The sequence below is a fragment of the Candidatus Fukatsuia endosymbiont of Tuberolachnus salignus genome, assembly GCF_964030845.1.
GTDB classification, from domain to species: domain Bacteria; phylum Pseudomonadota; class Gammaproteobacteria; order Enterobacterales; family Enterobacteriaceae; genus Fukatsuia; species Fukatsuia symbiotica.
This window is the reverse complement of sequence record NZ_OZ034983.1, coordinates 502,660-529,263: the sequence shown is the minus strand read 5'-3', so window position 1 is coordinate 529,263 and position 26,604 is coordinate 502,660. Positions and strand designations below refer to the sequence as shown.

The window sequence follows — 26,604 nt, the reverse complement described above, 5'->3', positions numbered from 1 at the left end:
CATCTCCCCAGCGACCTCTCGTCAAACCGTGCTTGCAGTTTTCCCGCACACGGCTTTCCGACTGTCTTCTTTCCACAGCGTTACGACGGCACAGGTCGGGCATACCGACTCCCTTCATCTCCGGTTATGGACAGGCTGTACAGCTTAAACAGCCCGTGGTAATCGTAGAACCAGGACGGCGGGTGGTCCCTCCACCCCTTACCCCGTTTCTTGTGCTTCTTCCGCAACATGATGCAGAGTGTCCATATCGTGTAATTCGCTATGCTCAAGAAATGCTTCCTTGAATTACCTGTCTTGAAGTAATTCCCCCATCCGCGAAGAATCGGGTTTACCTTTTCTTTCACCAATGTGGGCCAATCCCAGTGCTGCCCTTTTCGGACAACATCACGGATTTTCTGCTTAACAGACTTCATAGCCTTGGGAGTCGGATAGTAAAAGGTCTTCAACTCGCCCGTCACTTTCGATGGTTGAACTGCGAACCTGTGACCTAGAAAGTCAAACGGCTCTTTCATGGCATTAACTATCCGCGTTTTCTTGGCATTAAGCGTCAACCCAAGTCGGTCTAAGACTTTCTTGGCCTGATCCAGATAAAACTCCGGGCGCTTGCTGCACAAAATCACAAAATCGTCGGCATATCGCACGATATGAGCATCATGCGGACGTTTACCGAACGCCTTTTTCTCCCACGTCGAATCAAGCCAGTGCAGGTAGAGATTAGCGAGCAAGGGAGAACTTACTCCGCAAACAATCTGGCAAACTTCTGCCATATGTTTTGTCTGATCCTGCTTCCAGGCTGGTATCATTCCCGGGATTCACCCGAAAAACCACCACAATTTCATCACGATAAATTTCTATCCGTTTCACCAGCGCACGCAGAATTTCTCGCTTCATCAGAAAATCGTCCGTACTCAGGCGTTCCGTGACCGCAGCAGCAAAATCCTCCACCCGGTTAACCAGTAGCAGCAACTCATGCTGGTTCTCTGTGGCCTGTTTCACCTTCACTCTCTGGCGCGCAAGTTCCGCCAGCCTGAGCGTCATCACTCTGATCCGTGGTTCAAAGTCTGTTTTGCCAATCAGCCCTTCGGCAAAACTATCAATCAATCGGGACCGCCCCACGTTTAGCTGATTTTCTTGCTTTTTCAGACGCTCAGCATCTGCGGTCTGTCCACTGTGCTCTGACGCCTGCGTTAGACGCTGCTCATATTCTTTTTTCAGCCGTTCCGGCTCAGACAGCAGCGCAATGACCTGTGCCCAGACCGTTTCATCCAGCATGGATGTCCTGACCTGTTTATTGTCACACACCCGAATGCCCCCAAAGCGGTAAGCATCCGTCCCAGTACAGTGGTAATAAGAATACTGCGCCCCCCCTTTTGCCGCAGATTTACTGACTTTTTTGCCATAATACGCATAGCGACAGTGGCCGCACACAGTCAGCCCCTGTAAGAGATAAGCGGCTCCCCGGCGCCCCTGTCGTGCATGTCGGCGGTTTTCTTCCAGCTGTTCGTTGACCGTCAAGAAAAGAGCGCTGTTGATGATGGCAGGCACAGGGATCCCGATGCCGTCATCCGGCTTACTTCGTATTACTGAATAACCGTTCTTGAGGATATCTGCACTGTTGCGCGCTGCTCTCACCCGGGGACGGGGGGCGCAGTTTTTCGTTTTTCCGAACACAGCAAGTCCTTTGTAAGCGGGGTTCTTTAACATGCCCCATACCGTACTGCGGTCCCAGCCGGGTTTGCCGGTGGCGCTTTCTATGCCTTTCTCAGCCAGACGTCTGACCACACCGCCTAGACTCAGGCGCTCTATGCCAGCCCAACTAAATATCTTCCTGACCACGGAGGCTTCATGAAGGTTGACAATATACTGTGCGGGTGTCCCGTCCGGCTGCCTGCGGATATACCGATAACCGTAAGGTGCACCGGAAAGGACACCGACATTACCACAGCGTGCACCGTGAAGCTTACCACGCCGGTTGCGCTCCATAATCTTTGCCCGCTCATATTCAGCAAACATCCCCTGCATCTGCAGAAGCATCATGTCTTCCAGCGTGTCGCCGGGGGTGTGACAGATAAAGATAACCTCCACGCCGCAGGCGCTGAACTCTTCCATCAGCAGAGCCTGATAGGCGTATTTACGGGCTAGCCTGTCGGGCGACAGGATGTACAGGCATTCAATATCGCCTGCCGCCGCGTAGTCCCTCAGGCGCTCTAGTTGCGGGCGGATAAGTGTAGCACCGCTGACACCATCATCGATAAAGAGCATGGCGTCAGGCAACACGTGGCCGTCCTCACGGATGCGGTCCTTGATTGCTGCAAGCTGACTGCCGATGGTGCCATTTTTTACCTGTTGCCCGGAAGAAACGCGGGCGTAGAGTGCGACCAGTGCCTTGTTCATAACATTTTGCTCCGTCTAGCGGTTGAGCGGGCAGGAGCCCGGTGAGGTTTGGCCTGGGCCTGGTCGTGAGGGGTAAGCACGTGGTGGTTAACGGGAGTCAGCTGTTCATAAACATCCGTCAGCTGGTCGTCAGAAAACCGGCTGGGCTCGAAAGTGATACGTACGTGTTGTGAAAATGGCTTCGGTTTCATTGCTGAGGGTCACTCCGTGTGCCGTTATCAGTCTCAATAACGAGGGAAAACTCAGTGATGCTCCCATCCGGATGACCAGACTTGAGGCAGCGCCGGTGAAAACGCAGGCCCCAGCTTACGCGAAAGTTTGCACTATTGTTTGCGGAGTAATTTCTCCCTTGCTCGCTAATCTCTACCTGCACTGGCTTGATTCGACGTGGGAGAAAAAGGCGTTCGGTAAACGTCCGCATGATGCTCATATCGTGCGATATGCCGACGATTTTGTGATTTTGTGCAGCAAGCGCCCGGAGTTTTATCTGGATCAGGCCAAGAAAGTCTTAGACCGACTTGGGTTGACGCTTAATGCCAAGAAAACGCGGATAGTTAATGCCATGAAAGAGCCGTTTGACTTTCTAGGTCACAGGTTCGCAGTTCAACCATCGAAAGTGACGGGCGAGTTGAAGACCTTTTACTATCCGACTCCCAAGGCTATGAAGTCTGTTAAGCAGAAAATCCGTGATGTTGTCCGAAAAGGGCAGCACTGGGATTGGCCCACATTGGTGAAAGAAAAGGTAAACCCGATTCTTCGCGGATGGGGGAATTACTTCAAGACAGGTAATTCAAGGAAGCATTTCTTGAGCATAGCGAATTACACGATATGGACACTCTGCATCATGTTGCGGAAGAAGCACAAGAAACGGGGTAAGGGGTGGAGGGACCACCCGCCGTCCTGGTTCTACGATTACCACGGGCTGTTTAAGCTGTACAGCCTGTCCATAACCGGAGATGAAGGGAGTCGGTATGCCCGACCTGTGCCGTCGTAACGCTGTGGAAAGAAGACAGTCGGAAAGCCGTGTACGGGAAAACTGCAAGCACGGTTTGACGAGAGGTCGCTGGGGAGATGATGTCAAACCAGAGACCTACTCTACGAGCGGTTCTCCGTTTTGATGACAAGACAATTTATCGAGGTAAAAATGGAACAACGAACAGAAGCCTGGTTTGCTGCAAGATGCGGCAAGGTCACAGCCAGCAAATTGGCAGAGGTGATGGCAAAAGTAAAAACAGGCGACGCCGCAACGCGAAAAAAATACAGGGCCGAGCTGATTTGCCAGCGTCTGACGGGGAAACGGGAAGACACCTTTGTCACGCTCGACATGAAGCACGGGACAGCACTGGAACCCGTCGCGCGTAAGGCTTACCTATTGCGTGAATTTGCAGTAGAGGTCACGGAAGTGGGGCTCGTCGACCACCCTACCATCAAGGGGTTTGCCGCCAGTCCCGACGGACTGGTTAATGAGGATGGTCTCATCGAAATCAAATGCCCAAAAACCTGGACACATCTGAAAACGATAAGAACAGGTGAACCAGAAAAAAAATACCGCCTGCAAATGCACGCGCAAATGCTGTGTACGGGGCGAAGATGGTGTGACTTTGTCAGCTATGACAATCGACTGCCTGACACATTAGCCTACTTCAAAAAGCGCATTCACTTTGATGAGGCACTGGGCAAGGAAATTGAAACAGAAGTGCGAAAATTTCTTCAGGAACTTGAAGATGAAATCGAACAGATTAAAACGTATGGGAAAGTGGCATGAAGATAACGCCACTGAAAAAAGTGGTCGTCAACATCAAAACAGGGGCAGAGATGGTATGATACAGGGCATGCCTTTCTGAAACGTCGTTATATTAAGCTTAGGATAAAGCGATGAAAGCAATAATTTCTCCTCACGACGCCTTCTGTAAGAAGTTTTTGGGTAATCTTGAGGTGGCACGAGACTTTTTGAAAACACATTTACCGCCCGCTGTTTTGAAGAAATGTGACCTTTCTACACTGAAAGTAGAAGATTGCTCCTTTGTTGATGAAAATTTGAGACAATATTTCTCTGATATTGTTTATTCAATGCAGATGAACGACGGCAGCAAGGCGTACATTCAGTGTATTATCGAACATCAAAGCAACCCGCAACTTTTGATGACGTTTCGTGAATTACGCTATTGTGTGGGGATTTGGCAAAAATGTTTTGACAAAAACCCGAACGAAAAATTACCTATTGTGGTGCCGATATTGTTTTATCACGGAAAAAGGCGGCCCTATCCTTACAGCAGGGATTTGATGGATTGTTTTGTTGACCCGGAGCTAGCCAGAGAAATCTACACCAAGCCGTTTCCTTTGGTGGATATTAGCGTTATTCCTGATGAGGAAATCATGACACACGGCCATGTGGCGTTGATGGAACTGGTGCAAAAACACATTTACATGCGTGATATGATAAACATTGTCGGACCCATTGCAGAACTATTGAATAAAGGTTATACAAACCGTGAATTGTTCCACGCTTTGCTCTATTATATCACCTACCAAGGGGAAACGAAGAATACTGAAAAGTTCTTCAAAGCGCTCGTGGATCAGACACCCACTTACCGTGAGGACATTATGACGATTGCACAACAACTCGAAAAACGGGGCGAAAAACGGGGCATAGAACAAGGTCTGGAACAAGGCATGCAACAAGGCATGCAACAAGGCATGCAACAGGGCATGCAACAGGGTGAAAAAAAAGCATCCTTAAAAATTGCGAAAGAACTTCTCTCTCGAGGGATAAATCGCGATGTAATTAAAACGGCTACTGGACTTTCTGACCAAGATATTAAAAATATTGAAGTATTGCTACATTAAGGTGTCTTAACACTTGCTATACCCGGACGGGTTGAATGATGATTCAGCCTCGGGGAATATTGCGTTAAAGGTGTTAAATACCCTTAACTAGCGAATACCGCATACGCGAGTAGTGCGGTTTTTTTACGTCCATAGCGTGTCATGGTCAGATAGCGAGCAACTATACGCCTTCAATAAAACTAAATTCACCTTTAGCCTGCCGTCTTTGTGACTGTTTCAAAGATGGGATGGTATTCGTTAATTTTGTTAATAGAAGCAAAGCCCCCCCGCTGACGCAACATCAAAGCTTAATTAATCTTCCGCTTCGGTAACGTACCGGAAGTCATTAATCGCAATTCACTTGCAAGGAATTCTGCATGTCAAATGTCATCACTCTCTATCAACAGGTAAAAATGTCTAGCCGCGAAATTGCTCGACTAACGGGTAAACAGCATAAGGACGTACTTTATGACTGTAGAAAAATGTTTGAAGTGCTCACTATTCAATCGGCGGACTTTTCCGCCGATTACAAAGACGCCAGTCGTCGCACCTATCAGGAATATTTACTTGACCAGGATTTAACCATGACATTGGTCATGGGTTACAGTATTCCACTTCGCCATAAAGTCGCCACTCGCTGGCGGGAGCTAGAAGAGCAAGCAACACGGCCTGTCTGCGTATTGCCTAATTTCGAAGATCCACCGGTTGCGGCTATGGCATGGGCAGAGCAGTTTCGCGAAAAAATGAGACTGGCCTTAGTAAATAAAGAACAGGAAGAGGAATTACACGCGTTAAAAAGTCTCTTTAAAGAAGGGATGACGATCCCTCAATTTTGCAAAATGCTCAACGGTATTAATACACAACAGATTAATCACTGTTTGGCGAAAAGAAATTGGCTCTATAACGAAAGTAAATCCCATACCCGCTGGCGTGCAACCTCTTATGCGCGTGACCGATATTTGACGGAACATCAACATAAAATCAGCATTCATAGCGGTGATGACTTTATCAAGTACCGACCGGTTTTACTGCGCAAAGGGGCAATTCGATTGTTTTATCTCTATCGCAAAAATAAGCTGCCAATGAAAACATATTGGGATGGGCACTTCACCCATGACAAAGCATTCAATATTGCATCATAGGCTAGAGGAGTCACACACGATGAAAACATAACATTCACAATAAATTGCAAAACAACAACGGCAACGTAATCACCGTTTACATCAATTAACCCTAGCGCTAACAGAAGTGGTCTTCAGCCACCCCTGTCAGCTAACCACCATAACCTCTCTCGGAGGCTACAATGGCTAACATCGATATTACCCAATTTCCTGAATTACGGGAAGTGTTTCCTGAATTAACACCGGTGCAATTTGAAACGGCGATGCTGTTTTCTTTGGGCGTGTCACAAAAAGAAATTTCAGAATTGCGATCAATCTCGTACAAAGTCGTGAAACAGACACTGGAGGCGGCAAAAATCAAATTTGAGCCTCGTTCACTTCATGGCCTGCTAACCATATTCCATGTGCGTCTTGTGCTGTTTGCTTTGCAGCAATGTGTAAAATGAACGGACTTTCATTCCGTTAAATAGCAACGGCAAGCCCGTACTACAAAATAAAAAAGGAGCATAGGTGCCTTAAAGGCACCTACAGCATCCCGTTTGTTCCCTTTAGCATTATCTGGCTTAAGTAATTAATACGTTCCAATCTGCATTGGAAAAAAGGCGCATATTTAACGCAAAAGCCGATGTTACTTCAAAGGAAAGACTGTTATGAATAATCCCATGATTGAAAACGTTGTATTCTGGATGACTGTGCCTTTTCTCATCCTATTAGCCCCGTTTATTTTAATGTTGGTTATTTCGATTATCCGCGATTCACGTGCACGGAAACAGACTAAAAACAATTCATGGAGCAATTCATGAATAAGATTAACTTATCGTCACGTTCATTGCCTCTGACCGCTATGATGGAAAATAGTCAAGATGTTTGGGGAATAAAAGACAGCGAATCACGCTTTATTTATACGAATCGTGCTTTTCTTGATTTTTTAAATGTGCCACAAGGATTTGATGTGATAGGGCGGCGTGATGATGAACTTCCTACGTGTATTTTAGAATTTACTTTAATCATTCAAAAACTGGAAAGAGAGGTTATAAAAAGCGGGCAAAAAATCACCCTCATTAAAACGCATTTCTTTGGTCGTGAACAGAAACTGCAACCTTATTTATACGAAACCTTTCCGTTGCATAATAAAAGAAACAAGTGCATCGGCACGGTTTTTTATGGCAGAAAACTGGCTATTATTTCACTGCCCCACTACGTAGATAAGCTAACTGCCACGCTATTATTGGACCCTCCCTCGACTCTATTTACGCAATCTGAATTGAGGATAATCTTTTATTTATTACGCACGATGAGTGCCAAGGAAATAGGTAAAAAATTGGCACGTTCTCATCGCACAATAGAAAATAGAATTCGTATTCTATACCAAAAAGCGAAAGTGCATTCATTGCTGGACTTTAAACATTTTTGTCATCAAACCGGCTTTGACCGCACTGTTCCCCACGCGTTTATACGCCCCGGGATACAGTTTATTGAGTAGGAGGTTTTCTTATGAGCAACAGACAGAGCAGAGCGAGAAAACGAGCGTTAAAAGATAAGGTCTTGGAAGCTAAGCGAAATGAAAAAAAATTGGTTTACTCGATTAAGAAGTTGGTTTAAAAAGAGAAAAAAGCCTACACATCGATTGCCATAAAACCATTTTATTGCTTCTTCGAAAAATAATGCGTTTAGCGAAGGGCTTCGTCTTATCAATACAAGTGGAGTACTTACATATTATCTCTAAAAAAAGGAAGCGTTATGTTACAAGACGTGATGAAAGAACCGTCAGAGATGATTTATATTGGCGCGATACTCCACCAAGAACTTGAAACCTTTGCCGCGTCTGTCAGCGCTCATTGTGGATACAGAATCACTGCAGCTCATTTTGCTCAATACCTTATCGACCATTATGGTGAAATAGCCAAAGACACGATTATTGCCACATTGAAAAATTGAAAATGGATTTTATTACAGAATAAATAAAATAGCCTTCTTCATCAAGGCTATTTTTATTGGATAAATTTTATATGATTGCCTCATTATTCGACCTATAAAGAGAAGACCCTATTTTAATACTACCCCCTCATAACAATGAAAGACGCTATTATTTATTGATATTGATTATTCCTCTCATTATTTTTTATTCTTAAAATAAAGTTATTCACATGACCCTCTATAACTCTTCCGTCTACAACACGGACGAGGTCATGACGTTTTTAACGTTGATAAGGAAAGCGCTGCTATGGAAATCAGCCTCAAGCAATGGAATCAAAACCAGCCTCGCCCGCGTTGCATGGAACAAGTACGTCGATGGGTCCGCTCTGGTGCCATCCAACCGCCACCGCGGCGCGAGGGCCGAGAATATCTCGTCGAGGCGCATGCCGTAAAAATTGACCCAACAACCCCCGCCAGTTACGCCGGAAAACGCTTAATGGAGAGACTGTATCATGGCACGCAAAAGAAAGCCGGCTAACCGAGACCTGCCGCCCAATCTGTATGTCCGCAATAACGGTTACTATTGCTACCGAGACCCCCGCACAGGTAAGGAATACGGCGTAGGGAGCGTGAAACGTATCGCGATCAACGAAGCGATTGCCATGAACATGCAGATTTTTGACCAACGCCATAGCCTGGTAGACAGAATCAACGTGGGCAATACGGGCAATACGCTATCGGTGACAGAATGGATAGCCCAATTTACGGAAAAATTGCACCAATGTGGTCTTCGTCCTAAGACGATTCAGGACTACCAAAAAAGATTAGCGCCCGTCGCTCATGCTTTCCCTGATAGGATATTGAGTACACTGACCACCAAAGAGATTGCTATTTTTTTAAACAGTTACACCGAGCAAGGTAAAAACGCCAGTGCAAAGTTAATCCGTAGTGTACTTATCGATATGTTTAATGAAGCGATTGCAGAAGGTCATCTGGAAGCGAATCCGGTAGAAGCCACAAGGAATCCTCGTGTACAAGTACGGCGTGAGCGCTTATCACTGGAAGCGTTTCTCGTGATTAGAGAGGTTGCCAATCAGCGACCACCGTGGGTGGGGTTAAGCATGGATTTAGCCTTACTCACAGGTCAGCGAATGGGGGACATCCGGCAGATGCAGTGGAAAGATATTCATGACGGAAAATGGTGGTTACAGCAACAGAAGACCGGGATGAAACTGGCGATACCCTTAACCTTGAGTTTGGCAATCATTGATAAAAACGTTGAAGGCATTCTCAATGATTGTCGGCAACACATAAAGGGTGAACATTATGTTTTTGTGGGAAGGACGAAAACGTGTTTTAGTCAGGGACTTCTATCGACAGGGTTTGCAGATTCAAGAGAAAAATCCGGTTTGAAATGGCAGGGTACACCGCCCTCATTTCACGAAATCAGAAGTTTATCCGCGAGGCTGTACAGTGAAGCGAGGGGTAAGGATTTCGCGCAGAAATTACTGGGACATAAATCTTCTGTCATGACGGATAAATACCGTGACAGCAGAGGGAGTGAATGGGAGGAAGTTTGATACAAGTTATGATGTTTGGGTTATCGAGTAAGACGTTAAGAGAGAAGGCATTGTGACCTTATTTCGATCGATTGTGACCTTTGTGTTGTAATTTATTGATTTTTATTATAAATAAAATACAGTGGATATTCAACGTAAGCGCGGCGTCTTGCACAAGCTGTGAACGGTGATAGCCTGCACCCTCGAGGATCACATGTGCCGTTGTCGTGATGGGATAATGCGCGCGAATGGCAGACAGGAAGTGAACCACATTTTCGCTGTTAATCGTCTCATCATCACGGATTATGGGGTTAGCCACATTCTGGATGTTCAAGGCTCCCATGATATTCAACCGCGTTCTGCTCCCGGTGGTCTCTATCGTTTTATCCTGGCCTTTTCGTATCCAGCCGTAGCTTATTTTGGTGGTTTGTGTCGGATGAACGGCATCAATAAACAGTATGGGGTCATTACCCGCGGCGTCTTTCAATTCGCTGTAGGTCTTTATAAATTGCTGCTGTTTCTCAACGGCAAATTTATGCGGAACACCTTTCGGCTTTTTATAGCTAAAGCCATGCTGCTTCAACCCTTTATACAGACCTGATACGGTAAAGGTGATGTTCCAGCGTCCAGCGATATAGGCCACAATTTGGTGATTGTGGTGGTAGAGCGGCTGGGTGAGATGTTCAACCAGCGACGTGGTCTGTTCCGCATTGAGATAGCCATCGGAGCCGCCATTTTCAGGCTTGAGCTTGTTGAGTTTATGATAGTCTGTAAGGTGGCGCCGCACCGTGGTTTCATTAATGAGCTGTGAGTGAGCAATCATAGGGGGAGTCCAGCCGTCTGCGGACAACAAAACACACCGGATCCTGTCACAGACACGGCGGTCATGGCTTTGACGATGTTGGGCTTCGAGGGTAATTTTCTGGTCAGCAGTCAGCTCTATTTTCATGGCTATGAGCATGATCCTTATCGACTTCAAAATCAAGCATCTTCATTGATCACGGGTATACATCAGTTTGAAGGCGATAATGCTTTTGAGGGTGATCATTTTCGTTAGTTTGGTTGCCGTATTTAAACGACATTGTTCAACACAACATCCTGATTTCAGTGTTTTGAAGAACTCTTCTATCTTCCATCTCAGTCTATACCAATTCACTTTCTCTTCTGCTTCAAAGGCGTCAGTGGCCGTCAAATTGGTCAATAATACCCATTCGACAGGCGCTACTCCTTCTGGAGGAGGCTGTTCTTTAACACTGATGGCAGATACGTGAACCTTTTCATGGATATGCCGTGAAGCGTCTTTATTGGTAGGCCCATAAACTAGATTATTTCTAATGGGAAGCCAGCCTGAAATGGAGCGCATATCCACATAAGCCGTTCTTGCTACCCTTTGCTGATTTTTGGGCAGGGTGAGTGCTATGGTTTTTAAAATCGGCGTCTTTGACAAGGCGGTTTGCACCGTTGTTTTTTTTCCCTTTTCATCGATAAATTTTCTGTCTTTCCGGTTGCGGATAATAAAAAATGTTTTTAGTGAGCTTGCAACCCGAAAAAGTTCGAAAATATCCGCTTCTCTGTCTCCCAGCGTGATTAAGCAGGTATCTTTGGGTATCAGCGCCGCTGTCTCGTAGAGGGTCTCTATCCACTTAATACTTTCTTTCTCTTTCATTGTCGATTGATAAAGCCGCCGCTGTTTTTCCTGAGGCGTTTCCTCTCGGGAAACACGTGACCAGCATTTAAGCGAGGATAACCCAAGCGGCAAGCCCTCCTGAGTTACCATCAAACTTGCATGAAGCATCAACCCCATTTTATGTTTGTGATAGGCTTGAGATAGACTTCCCAACCCCTCTGTCTTTTTATGTGAGTCAAAGTTCAACTCTGATGTGTCCTGAAGAGAAAAAACCAGTGAATGCCCCTCCAGACGTTTTTGTGTTTGCACACAATGTGTACGGAATAGCGCGCTCTCGCTCACTCTCTCATTGCTAAAAAATCGATAAGCTCCTTTGGCCTGTGACCAGGAGCCATGACAGCTTGGGTAAATTGAACCTGACGCTTTTGATGATATAGCGTAGGCTGTATAAATTGATGTATAATTTCAAGATGACTTATCCATTAAAATTTCGCCAACATGTATTGGCTATTAAAGAGCAAGAAAAGCTTACATATGCCCAAACGGCCACACGTTTTTGTATTGGGACCGCAAGTCTGATGCGCTGGGCTAAACGAATAGAACCTTGTCTGACACGTGATAAACCCGCCAGTAAAATAGCTCGAGCGGCGTTGATTCTTGATGTGGAAACCTACCCTGACGCGTCTCAATACGAGCGAGCCCAACGTATGGGAGTGAGCGCTAGAGGTATCTGCCATGCGTTGAAACGGGCAGGGTTTAGCTATAAAAAAAACATTTTATCATCCAAAAGCCAACGCCCAATCCCGAGAAGATTTTCAGATCAAGATCCAGGCCTATGAAGCCAGCGAGACCCCTATTATTTACGTTGATGAAAGCGGTTTTGCTCATGACATGCCCCGCCTCTACGGCTATTGAGCTAAAGGTAAGCGGTGTTACGGTCAACATGATTGGCACGCTAAAGCACGTACCAATGTCATTGGCGCTCAGCTTAACGGAAAATTAACCACCGTTTGTGCCTTTGAATACAATATCAATAGCGATATTTTTCATGCGTGGGTAACCCAAGGCTGCCTCCTAAGGTCGGCGACGTGAAGTAGTCTGTTATCTCTTGATTTTTTTGAAGAAACGGTGTTATCTATTAGCCGGTCCCGTTACTCGTTCAGCTAAGGTGTTATGCCTAAAAATATCTGTCACTCACATCAAACAGCGCATACCAAAATGGTGAAGCAGACCTTGAAAGAGGTTGCTAAAGCCTTAGCCATGCCTTATCAGAAAACGCATCAGGCCTTTACTGGCGGAGATAATCTTTTCATTACAGAGACGTTTTGGGAAATATTCTGGGCTCGCTTTCCCGCAGAGTCTGCAATGAATGCGGTCTATTTTTGCCCGGAGTGTCGGTCGTTTGATCTAGAACACCCGTGATGCTTGAGCTGAAAGATGAACCGTAAACTGCGTCATCCTTTTCAGGTCGGTCATGCGTGGTGGAATTACTATTGTGCTCATGCGGATAAAATACGGCCGGTGGTGGTCGATAATCTGATTAAACTGTTTTCCTGCGGAACATCGGCGCTGGGGTTTGCCAGCTGGCGCTGTCAAAAGGCAGGCTGTACGCACACCAAACGGATTTGCTTTACCTGCCACAGCCGTTCATGCCCTTCCTGTGGTAAGAAAGCCACAGAGCGGTGGGTGGCCAAACAGCGCACGGTGCTTCCCATCACAAAATGGCAACACATTACGTTCACTTTTCCCCGTGAGTTCTGGCCGTTGTTTGAGCTAAATCGTGCGCTGTTAACGCATCTCAGTCGTCTCGCTGCCAAGGTTATTTTAGATTTTTGCCAGCCAAAAAACCTATTGCCTGGCCTATTCACGGCGTTGCATACGCATGGGCGAGCGCTGAATTGGCATCCTCATGTGCATCTTTCGGTGACCTGTGGCGGACTCGATGACAATGCCGAAAAATGGAAAAAAATCACGTTTAGCGGAAAAACGTTGATGAAACAGTGGCGTTATCAGATTATCACACTACTTCGTCAACAGTGGGATACCTTGCAATTACCACCGGAGTTATCACAAACCCTCACGAGGCTGGGTCAACGGGAGCAGTTTCTGGATTTCCATTACCAACGGCATTGGAATATCGACCTGGCAAAGCCGACAGACAATGCCCAGCAAACGCTCAATTATTTAGGCCGTTATTTAAAAAAGCCTCCGGTGTCGTTATCCCGGCTGGAACATTATAACGGCCAGGAAGTGACCTATCGCTACCTCAGTCATAAAACCCGAGAGCAAGAAAAACTTAACCTCAGTATGGACGAGTTTATTCAGCGTTTTATTAGCCACATTCCGGATAAACATTTTAGGATGGTCCGCTATTATGGTTTTTTAGCGCCCCGCCGTCGGACTACACTGCTGCCGATTATAGATGCTTTGTTGGGGCAGGAAAAAGAAAAAACCGTCAACATCACTTATGCGGCAATGTTAAAACGCCTAAGTCGTATTGGCCCTCATGAGTGCATCCTGTGTGGCTCTCGTTTGGTGCTAAGCGGTATCACATCAGGCTTGCCGTGGCATCAGTTAATGCTTCACCATGAATCTCTGGCAAAAATGAAGGGGATTTAGCCTCTGCAGGGAAGGGGCGCCTCGCGTTCGAAAATGCTGGTTTTTTAAACGAAAATGACCCTATTATCACCCGGGACTCTCTACGTTAAGGAGAATAACCCTAAAGTTTGAAAATAATATCGTTTATTTTTTGATCCAATTCTGTTTTTGACAATAAAACCAAATTATTAAAATTCCTATCTATCAAGACTGACTGCCAAAAATCCCTCAAGGGGCTGTTATCGTGATGGATAATGTGAGCTTTCACAAACGCCAGGATATCCAGTCTACTAGACAAAAATCTGGTTTTATTCTGGAATATCTCCCGACGTATTCTCCTGACCTCAACCCGATTGAGCACAAATGGGCTCAGGCTAAAGCCCTTCGTAGGAAACGACAATGCGATATCGACACTCTCTTTTCTGACCCTTTGTTTTTAATCAATTTATACGGCTACAGCCATAATAAGCCCGCTGTTTCAAAAAAACGCTCTTTAAGGCGTTTATCTCCGAAATCAATTTGATGAAATTCTTCCCGGATCCACTCATTCCCATTACCCGTTACTGTTTTCATGTGCCTGTTTCCTGATTTAACTATTGACTCTACCAATAATCCAATTTCACCTGAATCATTTTTCATTCAACTTTGTGGGTAAAAGTGAGACCTCAATCCCATTGAACATAAATGGGCACAAGCCAAAAGCAAAAGAAGGGACTTAAATTGCAGCCTTGACGCCTTATTCTCTCAATATAGTGCATAATCATTATTATGTCGTTCAGCTATATGTTGAAAATACTGACAAGGCCTATCATGTAGACGTAGGTATCAATCACTTCTCTGCGCAAGGGGGCATTTATTGACGGATGGTTAGCCACGGGCGAAAGTTATTTTCCAGCGGAAATGGCAAAAACGCGCTATTATTTTCCATCCTCACGTGGCCTTGAAGGTAAAATCACTGAACAATTGGCATGGTTAGCGCAACAAGATGAAAATAGCCCGGTAAAACGCTACTGATAATCAGAGAGTGACTTGGGAGTTGAGATCCAATGGAGGATTTTCTTATATTTGCCAACAGCCTTGGCTCTAATGACGCCTTCATGATTGATAACTCGCTGTTTTTTGAGATCACATCGAAGGTTTTTTCATTTTCGCCAGCGATTTTGCTCAAACAACGGTCAAAAAAAACGGCCGCACAAATTCTGTTAACGTATCCAGATTAATGCGACCGAATCAGCGTCATTATGCCGCAGGCGAATAGCTGCCTGGACTATTGCTACATGACAGCAATGGCGGAGCCATTTTATCTACGGCGATACCCGATGTAGACGATGCCCATACCCTGTCAGGTTGCGAAGTGAAGGCCGCCATTTGTTCAGGCAGTAAACTGTTTTTTGTACCACGATCTTCCGCAATTTTGCTGTGATCACCACTCAAATTGGCATCGCGTCTGACTCTCTTTTTTTCTGTTGTCAATGTCGTATAAGACGGATTGGCAGGGGCGAAATCTCTCCCAATAATAGAGCGCCTGTTACGTATTGTCTCTGGTATTTTGCCCGCCAGATCCATTATCAAAAGTGATTGCGTATCTGGATTTTTCATTAATAAGCCGCGTCGGGTCTCTGAGTCAAAAAGAAACTTGCTCTTTGCACGGCCTATAGTATCAGCGCCCATTGCTTTCATGAAATTACTGTCTAGTATATGCGCACCCTTTAAGAATCCATGGGATATCCCTAATTGCTGTTTTCTTCTGTCCGTAGTAGGGTGCTCTTGCCCGTTTTGACCTGTACTTTTCACATAATAGTAATCGGGCACGGGTGCACCATCCACTTGAATACTCGCATGCACACTTTCGTGTAACAGGACTTGTAACCTTTCTATTGGATCCCTTTTGAAAAACGCATCATTAAACGCTATTTTCTTGTCTGCTGGATTATAATAGGCAACAACACCCTATCTTTTTTGATCGTAGATCGACACTCTCTTGACACTCATGTCGTCGTTCTTCAACCATTCTCCAGTACCTTCAATAGATTCTATATTTTTCTTAATATTGTTAATATCTATAGCAGTCAATTCATTGGGATCCTCATATCCCAAATGCTCAGCCGCTATTTTTTTTCCTTCTTTAGTATCAAGTGCATCCTTTGCCTTCTGAAGGCTCTCTCTCATCTCATCTACCGCCTCACTAATTGCCCGGCCATTAACCATATCTTTTTTCCAGATAGCTTTTAGTCCTCGTTCATGTACCACAGTTCGACTTAACATACGATTGATATGGTCTGACATTCGATTGATCAATGTGCCTGAAACCTCCTCTACAGGCATCTCAGGTGATGAAGATCCGCTTGAAGAATCTGGCAGGGGCTCATTGACATCAAAAGTTCTTGGGCCTGAGACGCCAGGCTCATCAATCTGTGCTCCTGTCCCCAGCGCGCCAAACAGTATATTAACCCCGCCGTTAATAATATCACTGACCCCTTGGCTGCGTTGTGACTGCGTATCACCGTTGATGATTTCATCTGTACCCAGTTCAGACTGTGTTAGGCCAATTCCCAACAGCGTCAGGCTGCCCAGTCCTGGAAAAAGAAGAGCGCTTACGGCGGCGGTATCTGCCACCGGCTTCAGATTCATTAAGAGTTGTTCTTTGAAAACCTCACCATTAGTGGTCGTCAGCGTATTGGCATCCGCTAGTGTGCGCGCTTTGGCCTGCTGCGTTAACCAGGTAAATGCGTCTTCTCTGAGGGGTTTCGGATCATAATTAATGTATTTACTGTCCCAGCGATTTTGGGCAAGTTCCCTGAGAGCCGTATCAACGCCACAATAAGTATTACCATCCTGCCGATTATAGAGTGAAAAGTGACTGGCAAGTTCCGCGCGCTTATGGCTGTCTCGAGCCCGTTCCAGCACCCAATTACCAAGCTGCTGTTTATTATCAAACTCATGAAATGTTTTATCGTCACCGGGTTTGTATAAAATCATTTTTCCGTTGTCGCCGTGGATCAACAGCATGTCGTTTGCCGGATAGCCATAAATATCAAAGGTAGTCAGGCGGTTTTCTTTGCTGTCATAAAATCTTTTTTCCAGCTCTGCCATGAAAATTTTTCGATCATTGAGGGGATTTCCTGCCGTTGCTTTCAATACCAGCGCTAGCCCTTGTACAGATAAATCCCCCGCTTCATGCTGATGTTTGGCTGAAGCGATAAATAATCCTTTATTCACGATGCGAAACGTCTCTTCATTCGCTCGCCAGAATTCACTGAGTTTATCGATATATTTCTTGCTAAAGTTACTTTCGGTGACGATTTTCATAAAATCAACCGGCAACAGGCGAACCTCATTATGTTTGCCAAATCCACGGGCTGAACGACCTTCAGTATAAATCCCGGAGTTACTGCTGAGCTCGTCGAAATTAAGGCGGTCTTCGGCACCAAAATTACTTAACAACCGTTCCGTTAATGTTTTTGATTCCGCGGGAGGATCATTATGCTCCCAGCCAGTAAAAGTTTCAGATGAACTGGATGCATAATTAAATCTGTTAAAAAAAGTTTTATTGGGGTCAATCTCTAAACCGTATTTTTCTTTGATCGCATCTTTGAGATAGTTTGCAGCTGACTGGATTATTTGTGGATAATTCTCTTTCAGGCTGTTTACTTTTTCGAGGTAACTTTTCCGCTCTCTGGTGAGAAAATCTTCCTGATGCACGTTAACAGCACCTTCAGCAGGCACTAAGCGGAATGGACTCGAATGACCTAAAGGCTTCATATACCATTCCGTTTTTAAGATGGAAGCATCAGGATCTTGTGATGGCTGCACAGTCGTAGTTTGAGATTGCATGTTTTTTCCCCTCATATTAAGGCGTGATAAAAGCGTTATTCTGAGAGCCTGCTCGAAATCTCTTGTGCTCGCTGATACTTCGTCAAAAACGAGTTCAAAATGCTCATTTACGCCATGTAAACTGCACTTTTTCGCTCATTTTTTCCTCGTTTAAGCGTCGATCAAGAAGATTTGGAACAGGCTCAGGGTAACGAATTTTTCAATTACTGATAGTGTCTTGGTCGCGTACACACTGTCCATCAGGACAGGATGAAAAACCCATCCTCAATCGTAGACCACATGGCTATTTTCTGCATGGAGGCTACGGGCGTAAGCCAGTTAGTGCCACCGGGTAGTAAGTCTTGCGCTCTCTGGAGTATAAAATCTGGTCTTCAGTAGACAGTTAATGTTTTTTTTCAATTGTCTGGCTTTGCTAAAAAACTATCTTCCTTCCAGGCCGCCAAGGTGGCTTGGTATTGTATCTGTAATAATTTTTTTATGCTGATGTTGTTGTCTTCATCGTCTTCGTCTTCGTCATAATTTTCTTCGCTTTGATTATCTTTATTCGCTATAAAATGTGAGATTTGTATCGGCAATGCGCTGTAGCCGATATCAATTAATGCTGCCTGGGCGCGCACCACCTGGTAACCTCGATCCGTTGCGCTGATAGGGGGAACATCCGCCGAAAATATAGTGGGTAATTGACTTTTAAACGGCTGGATAAACATTTTTTGTAGCGCTAAGGCAGCCAGTCTGATGGTTTCCAGCGGTTTTATGCCTTGATCCGATAAATAGACCCACTTATCACTGTGACGAACGATGATTTTTTTCTCGTCTGGTTTTACCTCTAGCACTAGCGGTGTAGAGGTGGCGGTGATTACCGCCGGCTCGACGCGAAGAGTCCAGAAGCCTGTCACATCACGGCCTTTTTTATGCCACCACAACAGGGCATCTTGTTTTATTTCTTTGCTTTGCGTCAGTAAACTCTGAAAATCTTGCTGATAGCGGGCGTGTAAAGTGGGATCTAAAGCAGCATCGAATTCCCACTTCACTAGCCCGTTGAATGCGTTGGCCGTATCCTGTGGGCTGAGTCTTTCGATGGCATCTCTGATGGTATTGAGATCTTTGATAAAAAATAGCGTTTGAGCTACGGTGAGCCGTTTGTCAATTTTAGTGCGGAAGAGCACGGTATACTTGTCACTCTGCGCTAATATTTCCTTAAGCTGTTGATTAATTACTCGCCTTTCCGCCAGCGTCTGTTCAAAAGCGGTTTGTAGCGCTTGAGTGCGCATTCTCCCTGCCGTGTAGGCCTGTTTAAATTCTTCAGTCGCGTGAACGATACGCATTGGGTTTTTTTGACCCATTTCAACGAGGATAATATCGGTTAAATGATCGACTGGACCTACACCTCGACCCGCAATGGAGACACCATTGATTGCCATCGCATCAATATTTTTTAAACCGGTCAGCATGTGGACGGTTTCATGCGTCATGGCTTGAGCCACAGTAAATGAATGCTCCCCATCGTAGGAAAAATACTTCAGCTGGCTGATTTTTTCAGCAGAAGGCATGTCAATGGTATGGGCTTTATGTTTATTCAATAATTGTGTCAGGTTTTCAGTTCCGTGTGAGTTGAAATAGTCGCGACTTAGGGTTTTTGGATCCAGGTAAGCGCGTGGTCGGGTGTGGGTGCTGGAGAGATTGACGTGGATCGGTGCTGAACCTGAAAATTTATGCCGTTGTAGCAAGCGCCTAAAGGTTGGGCTGTGTTGAGCGGCGTTATCAAGATAACTCACAATCTCCATTGTGATCGATGTATTCTCCAGATCGCCGCTATAGTGGAATGTTTTTTCTATCAATTCTTCGGCCTTTGCCGCTGTCATATCAGGGACAGTGCGGATCTTTTTTACCGTGTTGATCACCGTCGGCTTGAGTAACATGGTGGCGGGAGGACGGAGGCGATCAAGATCATCGACATAGCTGATGGTTTTTTTCAGTGTCTGCAGCGGCAAATTTTGCAGTTTTTTGAGTTGTGCTAAACAAGGGATCAGCGCTAATTTATCACGCATCCATTGGTAACCTTTGTATAGTCCTAAGGTGATTTTTTTACCACCTTGATAGAGTGGCACGAGAAAACCAAACGGATTAGCTGCGTCAAGCAGTCCCCAAAATAACGTTTTACCCGTTTGTTTCGCCGCCAAAATAGCTCTTAACGTCGCCAGTGTTTTGGTGGTGACCGTGATTTTATTGGCGACTAGCGCCGCCCTCATCCCCGCTTTGAACGCCAGTCCAAAGGGCACCAAAAAGCTAGCCAATTCGAGCAGACCAAATACCGCTCCCAGAAAAGTCAGTTGCCCATCGTGATAATCTTTGGCAGTGCTGTAAAAGGGAATCAATACTCGTTTGGCGACATCACTTCTCACATTAGCGGCGGCGTCATGTTTTTCCTTTGGGGTATCACGGCGATAATAACTACGGGCCTCGGTAACAGGTAGGCCAAATACGTTGTCAACCATGTGTTTAGAGAGTTTTTCAATTTTCTCATCGTCAGTATCAGTGGTAACCAATGGGGGAAAGTTAAAAGATTTGACCTGTTGTGGAATTTGCTGTTTTTTATTGCTTATTTTGACTTCCACCCCGTAAGCGTTAACATCCACTTTTTCATTGACATAAAGTGGTGGTGGGGGGGGTAGGCTGTACTAACCCATGTGTTCCAGGAAGAATTGTTTGCTCGGTCGTGGTGACCGTTACTGGTATTTTACCCGGCTCCAGCGTTAATGATTTAATTCTCCCTGCCAATGGCAATACTTGATAGGCAAATCGCTTACCGTTATCTTCACCTTTGATGATTGCCCCCCGATACCCTTTTTCTTTTTCATCCTTATCGTTGCTAAAAGCAACCTGAACCAATTTGAGATTTTTTGCCGTGATACCCAGTAAGCGATGCCGATCGACGCGAAATAAATCTTTAATCGCCCATGATAGGCGCGAAATAAGCGCCGCTTTATATTTTATTTCAAAAGAAGCGTAGTCCTCATTAAAGTCATGATCTAACATTTCGGCGCTCATCGCTTGACCTCGCTGAAAACCGAGATCTTGATCGTTATAGTAAAACTTGCCTGAGTAGGTCATATATTGTTCAATCCGGGTCATTTCAAGTGAACCGGCATTGAGTAGCTTAGGGACGGATATCTTCTCATCGATACTAATATGCGGATGATATTGTTTCAGTTGTGCGCTAGCGGTCACTTTGCGATCGGGCGCGGACGCCATTAAGGCCTCCAAATCTTTTGCTTCTTGTGTTTTACGATTGATTTCATAGTCAACTGCTACCTTTTGATTGGCGGCGGTCACTTTATCCAGATCGCTTGCGGGGATCAGTCGTCGGCTCATCGCATGTTGTAGTAACGGCGCCAGGCGTGCTGATGTCACGGCGATTTTTTGTTCATCCATTGCCCATTCCATATCATCATTCGTCGCCAGGTTACAGAGCGCGTTGAAAGAATAAGCGGTTGATGAACCGGGTTGTACCCGTTCTGCCATGGTCACACCGTGGCGAAAATCGACGGAAGTCATCTCGAAGCCATAGGTTTGTTGAGGCGGAATATCGCGAACCAGCAATTCCGGCGCATAGCGGCTGGCCAGAAGCGCCAGCGCCAGCCGGCTTTCTGCGCGCGTGGTATTGGATAGAGGGATTTTTAAATAGATGCTTAGGCGAATGGCTAAATTAGCGGTGACCTGAGTAAAAGTATCATTCCCCAGCGCGCCGGTATACAAGTTAAAGTTAGCAATATAGCCCGCTTTATATTCATTTGGCGGGTATAAATAATCGGTGATCACAGCCAGGCCTATCGCTTTAATTTCACCAGCAGAGCGTTCTGGATTAACGGGTTGTAGCGCCTGATCCAGTCTGCCGATATCATTGGCGGGCAAAGGGCGTTCTGTATTAACGGGGTTCAGTGCCTGTTCCAGTCTGCCAATATCATTGGCGGGCAAAGTTTCTTCACTGTCATCGGGATTAGTTTGATCGGCACAGTCGTTCGCTAATTGATAAAACGCCGGCAGATCGGTGACGATAGTAAAAATTTTATTCAGTGATAGCTGGCCTGCTTTGAATAATTTATTTTTGAGTAAAACACTGCCCAAATAACGAATTAACGCACTTTTGGTCGCCGCACCGCTCAGAGTGGTCAAGGCCGTGCTGACCTCCGATTTCAATGCCGGTGGGGTGGTGCTGTCATTCCTAACTTGCGCACGCGCGGTTTCTTGCTCTTCAGCTGAGATGATCGCAGGTGATGCAAATACTTCCCCCTCCGCCTCTCGGGTGAGCAAGGTGGCGACCTGATACGCCATATTACTATCATCATCGTTACTTCTATCAAATAAAGACGAGTCTAATAATGTTTCGGCGAGCACCAAGGCTTTTTGTTGGCGGCTGTTTTCTGGTAATGACCATGACACCGAATTTTGTGCTAAGAATTGTGTAGCTATTTTCTTTAATAGCTGCCAGGCGTCTTTGTCGCTGATCTTACCGAGGTAGGGTTCAAATAATTGGCTGCTGGCCAGATGGCGAGAAAAGCGCCTGATTTTATCGCCATGGAGTTGCAGCATCAAGAGCACGAATTCATGACGACGATAATCGGAATCTTTATCGAAAATACCGCTCTGAATAAAACCTAACACCTCATTTAAATTGGGTAATAGAGTTTGGTGAGCCGTCGGCAAGGTTTGATTCGCATTATGATAACGCCACCAGGCCGCCACTATGGTTTCACCGGTCATCGCTGTTATCTGTTCTGAGGCCACTTTGGTTAATTCTTGATAGTAACAGGCTTGTACTTCAGCGATAAAAGAGAAGTATCCGGGGTCAACGGTTAAGTTTTTTTTCATCTGCGGATCAGATAGCCGTGCAACTTGTTCATGCAGCTGAATTTCTATCGCTGCCTCCGTGGGCGCACTTTGAGCTGCCGTTTGCGAGAGAATCTGAGTCGATAATAAATTCACGATCGGGCGAATGAGTTTAAAACAAAAAAATAGCACGTCCTTATATCTGTTCACTCGGTGTTGTTCCTTCAATTTTTGTGGCGCCAGTAACAAATTCTTTTACTTTTTGTTTTTGCGCGAAAGTAGCAAAGCTATCATCGTCACTCCACACTGAACTTGAATTGAATGCATCAATATTGCTTATCATCCCTCCCGGGATGGCTATAAAGCTCGCCTCTCTGAGCAGGTTTGATAAAAGAGAAAAAGCGGCCTGTGCTTCGGTCTCTGTTGGCAGTGCGGTGTTAGCAAAGGGTGAGTTGTTACGCAGCTCGGCAATAGTCAGGTTATTGATATCGGATTGGTTAACGTTAGTTTTAAGCATAGGTTGCCTCTTTATTTTTATGTCGGATGATTGATCACTGGTTGAATTAATACCTGGAAAGTGAGCATTCAGAGTGCAATAGGGCCCGATCCCAGGCGAAATGCACATAATTTTGCCGCCGGGCGACAGCGCTGGCTCAGGAAAGGTGCTCAACAGCTAGTACGGGCAATGCTTTCCGCGAGATCAGGGATGTGGTTAAAGGATTTATCGATGAACGACTGTCTGTGCATCCCTCGGCAGAGATCATCAGCGGAAAACTGTGCATCAATACGCGAGGTCGTACTTCATTGGGAAAAAGAGCTGAAATACGACTGCCAGAAAATGTTTACTTATTGGATTGCGATAGCCCCTAACGCGTATGCTGCATAGATTGTTCGGCACCGATATTAACCTCAAAAAACATCGAGTCGAAAGGGAAGTAATAGTCAGACGCGTTCTTTGCTGCCTTGATATAGTCTTTTGATACCACCCCAGATGAAAACTCGAGGTGTTTCTCATGTAGCTTGTCTAGAAAGTAATAATCAGGTCGCTGTTGGCGCAGTACATCATTAAACATTGTGGGGCCAGTGACGTCGAAAATTTTTCGTTGGTAAGCCTTAAATTCCGCTCGGGATGCTCCCTGATTTATATAAGGACGAGGGGTAGCAAAAAATGCTTCATTTTTTTTATAACGCTGATTCATCTCTTTGATCATTTCCTTTAATACCGGATTATTCGGCTGACTGGCAAAACAACTGGTGTTATGACCTTTGAATAAAGTGGGTTCATGCGTTACCACGCCATTTAGCAGTATGTCATTAGGCATTGCTTTCAGTTGAATACCATGCACCTTGCGTACAATGGTGTCATCTGTATCGAGGTAAATCCCCCCGTGCTCATCGACTAGGGGGTAACGCAATGTGTCTGATGTTGCTGAGTAATTTTTTCCGATACCGGCGCGAAAATGTTGATACATTTCTCCTGAGTCTGTCTTTCTAAAATTACGAAAAAACTCGTTTTGGTGCAGATCGCGGATTTCGATATTACCCACTTTATAGCCCAACTTAGCCTTTATTTTTTCGGAAAATTTAGTGGCAATTTTATTGTTTAATTGCCGTTTTATCTCTTTGAAAATAGTTGAACTATCCGCATCAACGTGAATAATCGATTTGTAGTTCGGGCTGTTTTTCACATTTTTAGCGATGTTATCGAGCAATTTATCCGGTATCACCTCACCGACCCAAATATAATGGATCTGCTGTGGGATCAATGCTGCCTGAGCAGGAGGTACTGATGAGATACTGCCTAATGTGATGATTTCGTGCCTTATTGCGCTCGGCAATTGATTTTTTATTTGTTGAAAATCAGCATAGCTGCCCGATTTCCATTGACCTGACGGGTCTGGCCAGATGGGATCTCCCAGCTGTTTTATAGATATTGCACGTCCTCTTTTCATTACCGTTGTCTCTGTTACCTCTCGCCATGTGCCCCAATCGGTATCGTATACCACAGAGATGGGATCACGCGTCTGACCGCGATAAAGTGAAAATTGCCGCGTTGTATTGCCAAAGTCATCTGGTTCTATCTCTAGCTGTATTCCACGATACCGTGGGAGTCTAACCTCTTTGGCTTTAAACGCGAGGGCAATATCCTCACTGAGTGGAGCATTGAAGCGTGCCAGAGGCAACGGAATAACACCGGGTACCGGTTCAACAGGTAATAATGCGTTTTCACCTTGTGGGTGATACTCTTTCTTTATAGTTGCCAAATAATGGTCGATAATCTCCTTTTCCTGTGTATTTTTTTCTCTATAGCGAACAAATTGCACTTGGTCATACCATTTTAGGTTACGTGCATTTGGCATCTTCGCGCCGTAAAAAATCAAAGGATCGGCTTCTAACATAATTATTTCAGCCCCTTCCTTGCCTGGGTCTGTAATAATGAGTGCGCGCAGCGTGCGTTTATCCGCTATGTTGTCGACAATACCCTCAAGTTTTATCACGTAGGTGTTTTTATCCAGCACTTGATCAGCAAACGCATGAGGTTTGCCGAACAGAGGCTCTGACTCGACTCGCCCCCGCACCTCCTTTTTATAAATTAATGATGTGTTTTCTTCGGCTAATGCTAGCTGTTGTTTTCCTGCTGGATCGTAGCGATAAATGCGTCGTTCCAAGACTAGTAAGCCTGCAGTTTGTTCGCCGGTCTGACCATGCTGATAGCGTTGGTGGGTCAGTGCCTGGTAACGAAGTTCTCGCGGATCATCGAATGACTTAAGCTCTTTCTCTAAACACTGCTTACCAAGGCTACGTCGTACCCGTAGGCCACAGGAAACAGATTCTAAATTCTCGGCCTCGGTCGAAACTCGGTGTTCCAAATCGCGTAAAATGGATTGATGTGGTGTGGCGCGATAAACGTGGCTGCCAACGCCAAAATCAATCCCTAGGCTATCACGATCAACAATTCTCGCCGTTTCGTTTAATGCAACATCGGTGATAAAACCCCCGTTATGTACATTCGGTACTAGCTTGATCTCCCGGGGATAGAAAAATGTTGCGTGCTCACCGGCGTAGCCGGGTAAGGATAATAAAGGCCCGTAGGGCAGATTGTTGGTGGCATCCACCGCATGAACGCTACCTTCGCTGGTTGAACGGGTTAATACATGACGCTTCTGTTCCAGATCACCCAGCAGAGTCGTGGGGAATTTGGTGGCGGTTAAGCCTTGTGGCGCGCGATAATAACTGCCATTAAGTATAATGCCCTCTTCTATAAGACGGCTACTTGCCTGGGTTAATTTGGCGAGTGTGGGGACCTGATCCAATAATATCCGCCATGCCGAGGTCAGCAGCCATCTGCCACCTTTGATCATATCCGGCAAGGCGAATACCGTGCTTTGTTGCGCTAGGCCGCTAATTAATTTAACCGTAGCGTCACTCATCGCTTCGCCTAGCGAAAGCAGGGTCATTTCTCCCGCGCGCCAGATAATTCGTGCGGTTGAGCCAACGAACTGACCCAGCGGGATCAGAGCAAAAGCAATATCCAATGCACAGCCGCCAATCACGCCCGCGCTACGCTTTCCCTGAGCCAGATCGGTAATACAACCGAAGAAGGGGATCAAGGTACGGGCCATAAAATCGACAATGGCACGTTCTGATGCAAATACCTGCTCCCATCGGGTTTCACCGGAATGTACTTTTTTCGTCGCCGTCAAGGGATCAGCCAACAAATGTTGTGCAGCGGCAGTCGCTATTTGATTCATCGCTGCTGTTTGATCGGCAGAAGCAGTGAAAATCAGTGGCGCAGCAGGGAGTAGTGTTGCTTTACGTGGATCGGGCACCTCTTTCATCGAGCGCGCCGGCGTGCCGTGCAAATAGGCACTGCTATCAAAAGGGAGCTGTGGAGTGATGA

The 26,604-nt window shown here is 45.7% G+C and carries 25 protein-coding genes and 1 pseudogene; 15 read left to right on the top strand and 11 right to left on the bottom strand.

The genetic code is table 11. The features are described 5' to 3' along the window. Positions 1–80: 80 nt before the first annotated feature. Together AAHH42_RS02755 and AAHH42_RS02750 are read right to left on the bottom strand one after the other, a co-directional pair. Entirely contained in the window at positions 81–767 is a 687-nt protein-coding gene (locus AAHH42_RS02755; RefSeq protein WP_342221645.1) for a group II intron maturase-specific domain-containing protein, read from the bottom strand. After that, the gene (locus AAHH42_RS02750; protein ID WP_342221151.1) at positions 715–2,394 is read right to left on the bottom strand and encodes a recombinase family protein; all 1,680 of its coding nucleotides are present in this window, start codon (positions 2,392–2,394) and stop codon (positions 715–717) included. Before AAHH42_RS02750 ends, AAHH42_RS02755 begins: the two co-directional genes overlap by 53 nt. A 175-nt stretch (positions 2,395–2,569) precedes the next feature. On the opposite strand from AAHH42_RS02750, the gene AAHH42_RS02745 reads away from it, so the two are divergent. From AAHH42_RS02745 to AAHH42_RS02705, 9 genes are all read left to right on the top strand, one after another. Then, entirely contained in the window at positions 2,570–3,388 is an 819-nt protein-coding gene (locus AAHH42_RS02745; RefSeq protein WP_342220949.1) for a group II intron maturase-specific domain-containing protein, read from the top strand. A 150-nt stretch (positions 3,389–3,538) separates the two neighbouring features. Then, positions 3,539–4,159 carry a lambda exonuclease family protein gene (locus AAHH42_RS02740; RefSeq protein ID WP_342222000.1) on the top strand — a complete coding sequence of 207 codons (621 nt, stop codon included), beginning with the start codon at positions 3,539–3,541 and terminating at the stop codon, positions 4,157–4,159. A gap of 110 nt (positions 4,160–4,269) precedes the next feature. Continuing rightward, positions 4,270–5,241: an Rpn family recombination-promoting nuclease/putative transposase gene (locus AAHH42_RS02735; RefSeq protein WP_342221644.1), complete on the top strand. Its 972-nt coding sequence runs from the start codon at positions 4,270–4,272 to the stop codon at positions 5,239–5,241. A gap of 356 nt (positions 5,242–5,597) precedes the next feature. Continuing rightward, a complete protein-coding gene (locus AAHH42_RS02730; RefSeq protein ID WP_342221643.1) occupies positions 5,598–6,362 on the top strand; it encodes a Rha family transcriptional regulator in 765 nt (254 codons plus the stop codon). Between the two features lie 161 nt (positions 6,363–6,523). Beyond that, the gene (locus tag AAHH42_RS02725; RefSeq protein ID WP_119797145.1) at positions 6,524–6,787 is read left to right on the top strand and encodes a helix-turn-helix transcriptional regulator; all 264 of its coding nucleotides are present in this window, start codon (positions 6,524–6,526) and stop codon (positions 6,785–6,787) included. A gap of 353 nt (positions 6,788–7,140) precedes the next feature. Further along, positions 7,141–7,824: a helix-turn-helix transcriptional regulator gene (locus tag AAHH42_RS02720; RefSeq protein ID WP_342221642.1), complete on the top strand. Its 684-nt coding sequence runs from the start codon at positions 7,141–7,143 to the stop codon at positions 7,822–7,824. Between the two features lie 257 nt (positions 7,825–8,081). Beyond that, complete coding sequence (locus tag AAHH42_RS02715; protein ID WP_342221641.1) at positions 8,082–8,279, top strand: hypothetical protein; 198 nt, start codon at positions 8,082–8,084, stop codon at positions 8,277–8,279. A gap of 337 nt (positions 8,280–8,616) precedes the next feature. After that, positions 8,617–8,796 carry an excisionase gene (locus AAHH42_RS02710; RefSeq protein WP_240313846.1) on the top strand — a complete coding sequence of 60 codons (180 nt, stop codon included), beginning with the start codon at positions 8,617–8,619 and terminating at the stop codon, positions 8,794–8,796. Further along, positions 8,771–9,838, top strand: coding sequence for a tyrosine-type recombinase/integrase (locus AAHH42_RS02705; protein ID WP_342221640.1), 1,068 nt, complete (start codon positions 8,771–8,773; stop codon positions 9,836–9,838). Before AAHH42_RS02710 ends, AAHH42_RS02705 begins: the two co-directional genes overlap by 26 nt. A gap of 58 nt (positions 9,839–9,896) precedes the next feature. Here AAHH42_RS02705 and AAHH42_RS02700 read toward each other — a convergent pair whose 3' ends face one another. Continuing rightward, positions 9,897–10,778 (bottom strand): IS630 family transposase, encoded by an 882-nt coding sequence (locus AAHH42_RS02700; protein ID WP_342221639.1) that lies wholly within the window; start codon positions 10,776–10,778, stop codon positions 9,897–9,899. A gap of 30 nt (positions 10,779–10,808) precedes the next feature. Beyond that, the gene (locus AAHH42_RS02695; RefSeq protein WP_342221638.1) at positions 10,809–11,786 is read right to left on the bottom strand and encodes an IS4 family transposase; all 978 of its coding nucleotides are present in this window, start codon (positions 11,784–11,786) and stop codon (positions 10,809–10,811) included. A 128-nt stretch (positions 11,787–11,914) separates the two neighbouring features. Between AAHH42_RS02695 and AAHH42_RS02690 the strand changes: the two genes are divergently transcribed. The 4 genes from AAHH42_RS02690 (at position 11,915) to AAHH42_RS14715 (ending at position 14,565) form a co-directional block, all read left to right on the top strand. Continuing rightward, positions 11,915–12,283 (top strand): IS630 transposase-related protein, encoded by a 369-nt coding sequence (locus AAHH42_RS02690; protein ID WP_072549715.1) that lies wholly within the window; start codon positions 11,915–11,917, stop codon positions 12,281–12,283. Between the two features lie 334 nt (positions 12,284–12,617). After that, positions 12,618–12,866 carry a hypothetical protein gene (locus AAHH42_RS02685; RefSeq protein WP_342220947.1) on the top strand — a complete coding sequence of 83 codons (249 nt, stop codon included), beginning with the start codon at positions 12,618–12,620 and terminating at the stop codon, positions 12,864–12,866. Between the two features lie 15 nt (positions 12,867–12,881). Next, the gene (locus AAHH42_RS02680) at positions 12,882–14,063 is read left to right on the top strand and encodes an IS91 family transposase (RefSeq protein WP_342220948.1); all 1,182 of its coding nucleotides are present in this window, start codon (positions 12,882–12,884) and stop codon (positions 14,061–14,063) included. Positions 14,064–14,289: 226 nt separating this feature from the next. Next, positions 14,290–14,565 carry a transposase gene (locus AAHH42_RS14715; RefSeq protein WP_425286320.1) on the top strand — a complete coding sequence of 92 codons (276 nt, stop codon included), beginning with the start codon at positions 14,290–14,292 and terminating at the stop codon, positions 14,563–14,565. On the opposite strand, the gene AAHH42_RS02675 is transcribed toward AAHH42_RS14715, so the two are convergent. Further along, on the bottom strand, positions 14,496–14,681 hold the full coding sequence (locus tag AAHH42_RS02675) for a transposase DNA-binding-containing protein (protein WP_119797256.1): 186 nt from the start codon (positions 14,679–14,681) through the stop codon (positions 14,496–14,498). The two genes, AAHH42_RS14715 and AAHH42_RS02675, sit on opposite strands and share 70 nt — an antisense overlap. A gap of 231 nt (positions 14,682–14,912) precedes the next feature. Here AAHH42_RS02675 and AAHH42_RS02670 point away from each other — a divergent pair. Further along, positions 14,913–15,056 (top strand): annotated as a pseudogene (locus AAHH42_RS02670) (recombination factor protein RarA); the annotation flags it as partial. Positions 15,057–15,281: 225 nt separating this feature from the next. On the opposite strand, the gene AAHH42_RS02665 reads toward AAHH42_RS02670, so the two are convergent. The 5 genes from AAHH42_RS02665 to AAHH42_RS02645 form a co-directional block, all read right to left on the bottom strand. Continuing rightward, positions 15,282–15,641 carry a hypothetical protein gene (locus AAHH42_RS02665; protein WP_342221637.1) on the bottom strand — a complete coding sequence of 120 codons (360 nt, stop codon included), beginning with the start codon at positions 15,639–15,641 and terminating at the stop codon, positions 15,282–15,284. Between the two features lie 351 nt (positions 15,642–15,992). Next, positions 15,993–17,876 (bottom strand): dermonecrotic toxin domain-containing protein, encoded by a 1,884-nt coding sequence (locus AAHH42_RS02660; RefSeq protein ID WP_342221636.1) that lies wholly within the window; start codon positions 17,874–17,876, stop codon positions 15,993–15,995. Positions 17,877–18,271: 395 nt separating this feature from the next. Further along, positions 18,272–20,491: a hypothetical protein gene (locus AAHH42_RS02655; RefSeq protein WP_162859987.1), complete on the bottom strand. Its 2,220-nt coding sequence runs from the start codon at positions 20,489–20,491 to the stop codon at positions 18,272–18,274. 25 nt (positions 20,492–20,516) lie between these two features. Continuing rightward, complete coding sequence (locus AAHH42_RS02650) at positions 20,517–22,913, bottom strand: hypothetical protein (RefSeq protein WP_342221635.1); 2,397 nt, start codon at positions 22,911–22,913, stop codon at positions 20,517–20,519. Beyond that, positions 22,900–23,220, bottom strand: coding sequence for a hypothetical protein (locus AAHH42_RS02645; protein ID WP_342221634.1), 321 nt, complete (start codon positions 23,218–23,220; stop codon positions 22,900–22,902). Before AAHH42_RS02645 ends, AAHH42_RS02650 begins: the two co-directional genes overlap by 14 nt. 191 nt (positions 23,221–23,411) lie before the next feature. Here AAHH42_RS02645 and AAHH42_RS02640 point away from each other — a divergent pair, with 191 nt between their 5' ends. Next, positions 23,412–23,573 (top strand): hypothetical protein, encoded by a 162-nt coding sequence (locus AAHH42_RS02640; RefSeq protein WP_162920469.1) that lies wholly within the window; start codon positions 23,412–23,414, stop codon positions 23,571–23,573. Here the strand turns inward: AAHH42_RS02640 and AAHH42_RS02635 are convergent. After that, the gene (locus AAHH42_RS02635; protein ID WP_342221633.1) at positions 23,570–26,542 is read right to left on the bottom strand and encodes a glycosyltransferase family 32 protein; all 2,973 of its coding nucleotides are present in this window, start codon (positions 26,540–26,542) and stop codon (positions 23,570–23,572) included. The two genes, AAHH42_RS02640 and AAHH42_RS02635, sit on opposite strands and share 4 nt — an antisense overlap. Positions 26,543–26,604 lie beyond the last annotated feature (62 nt).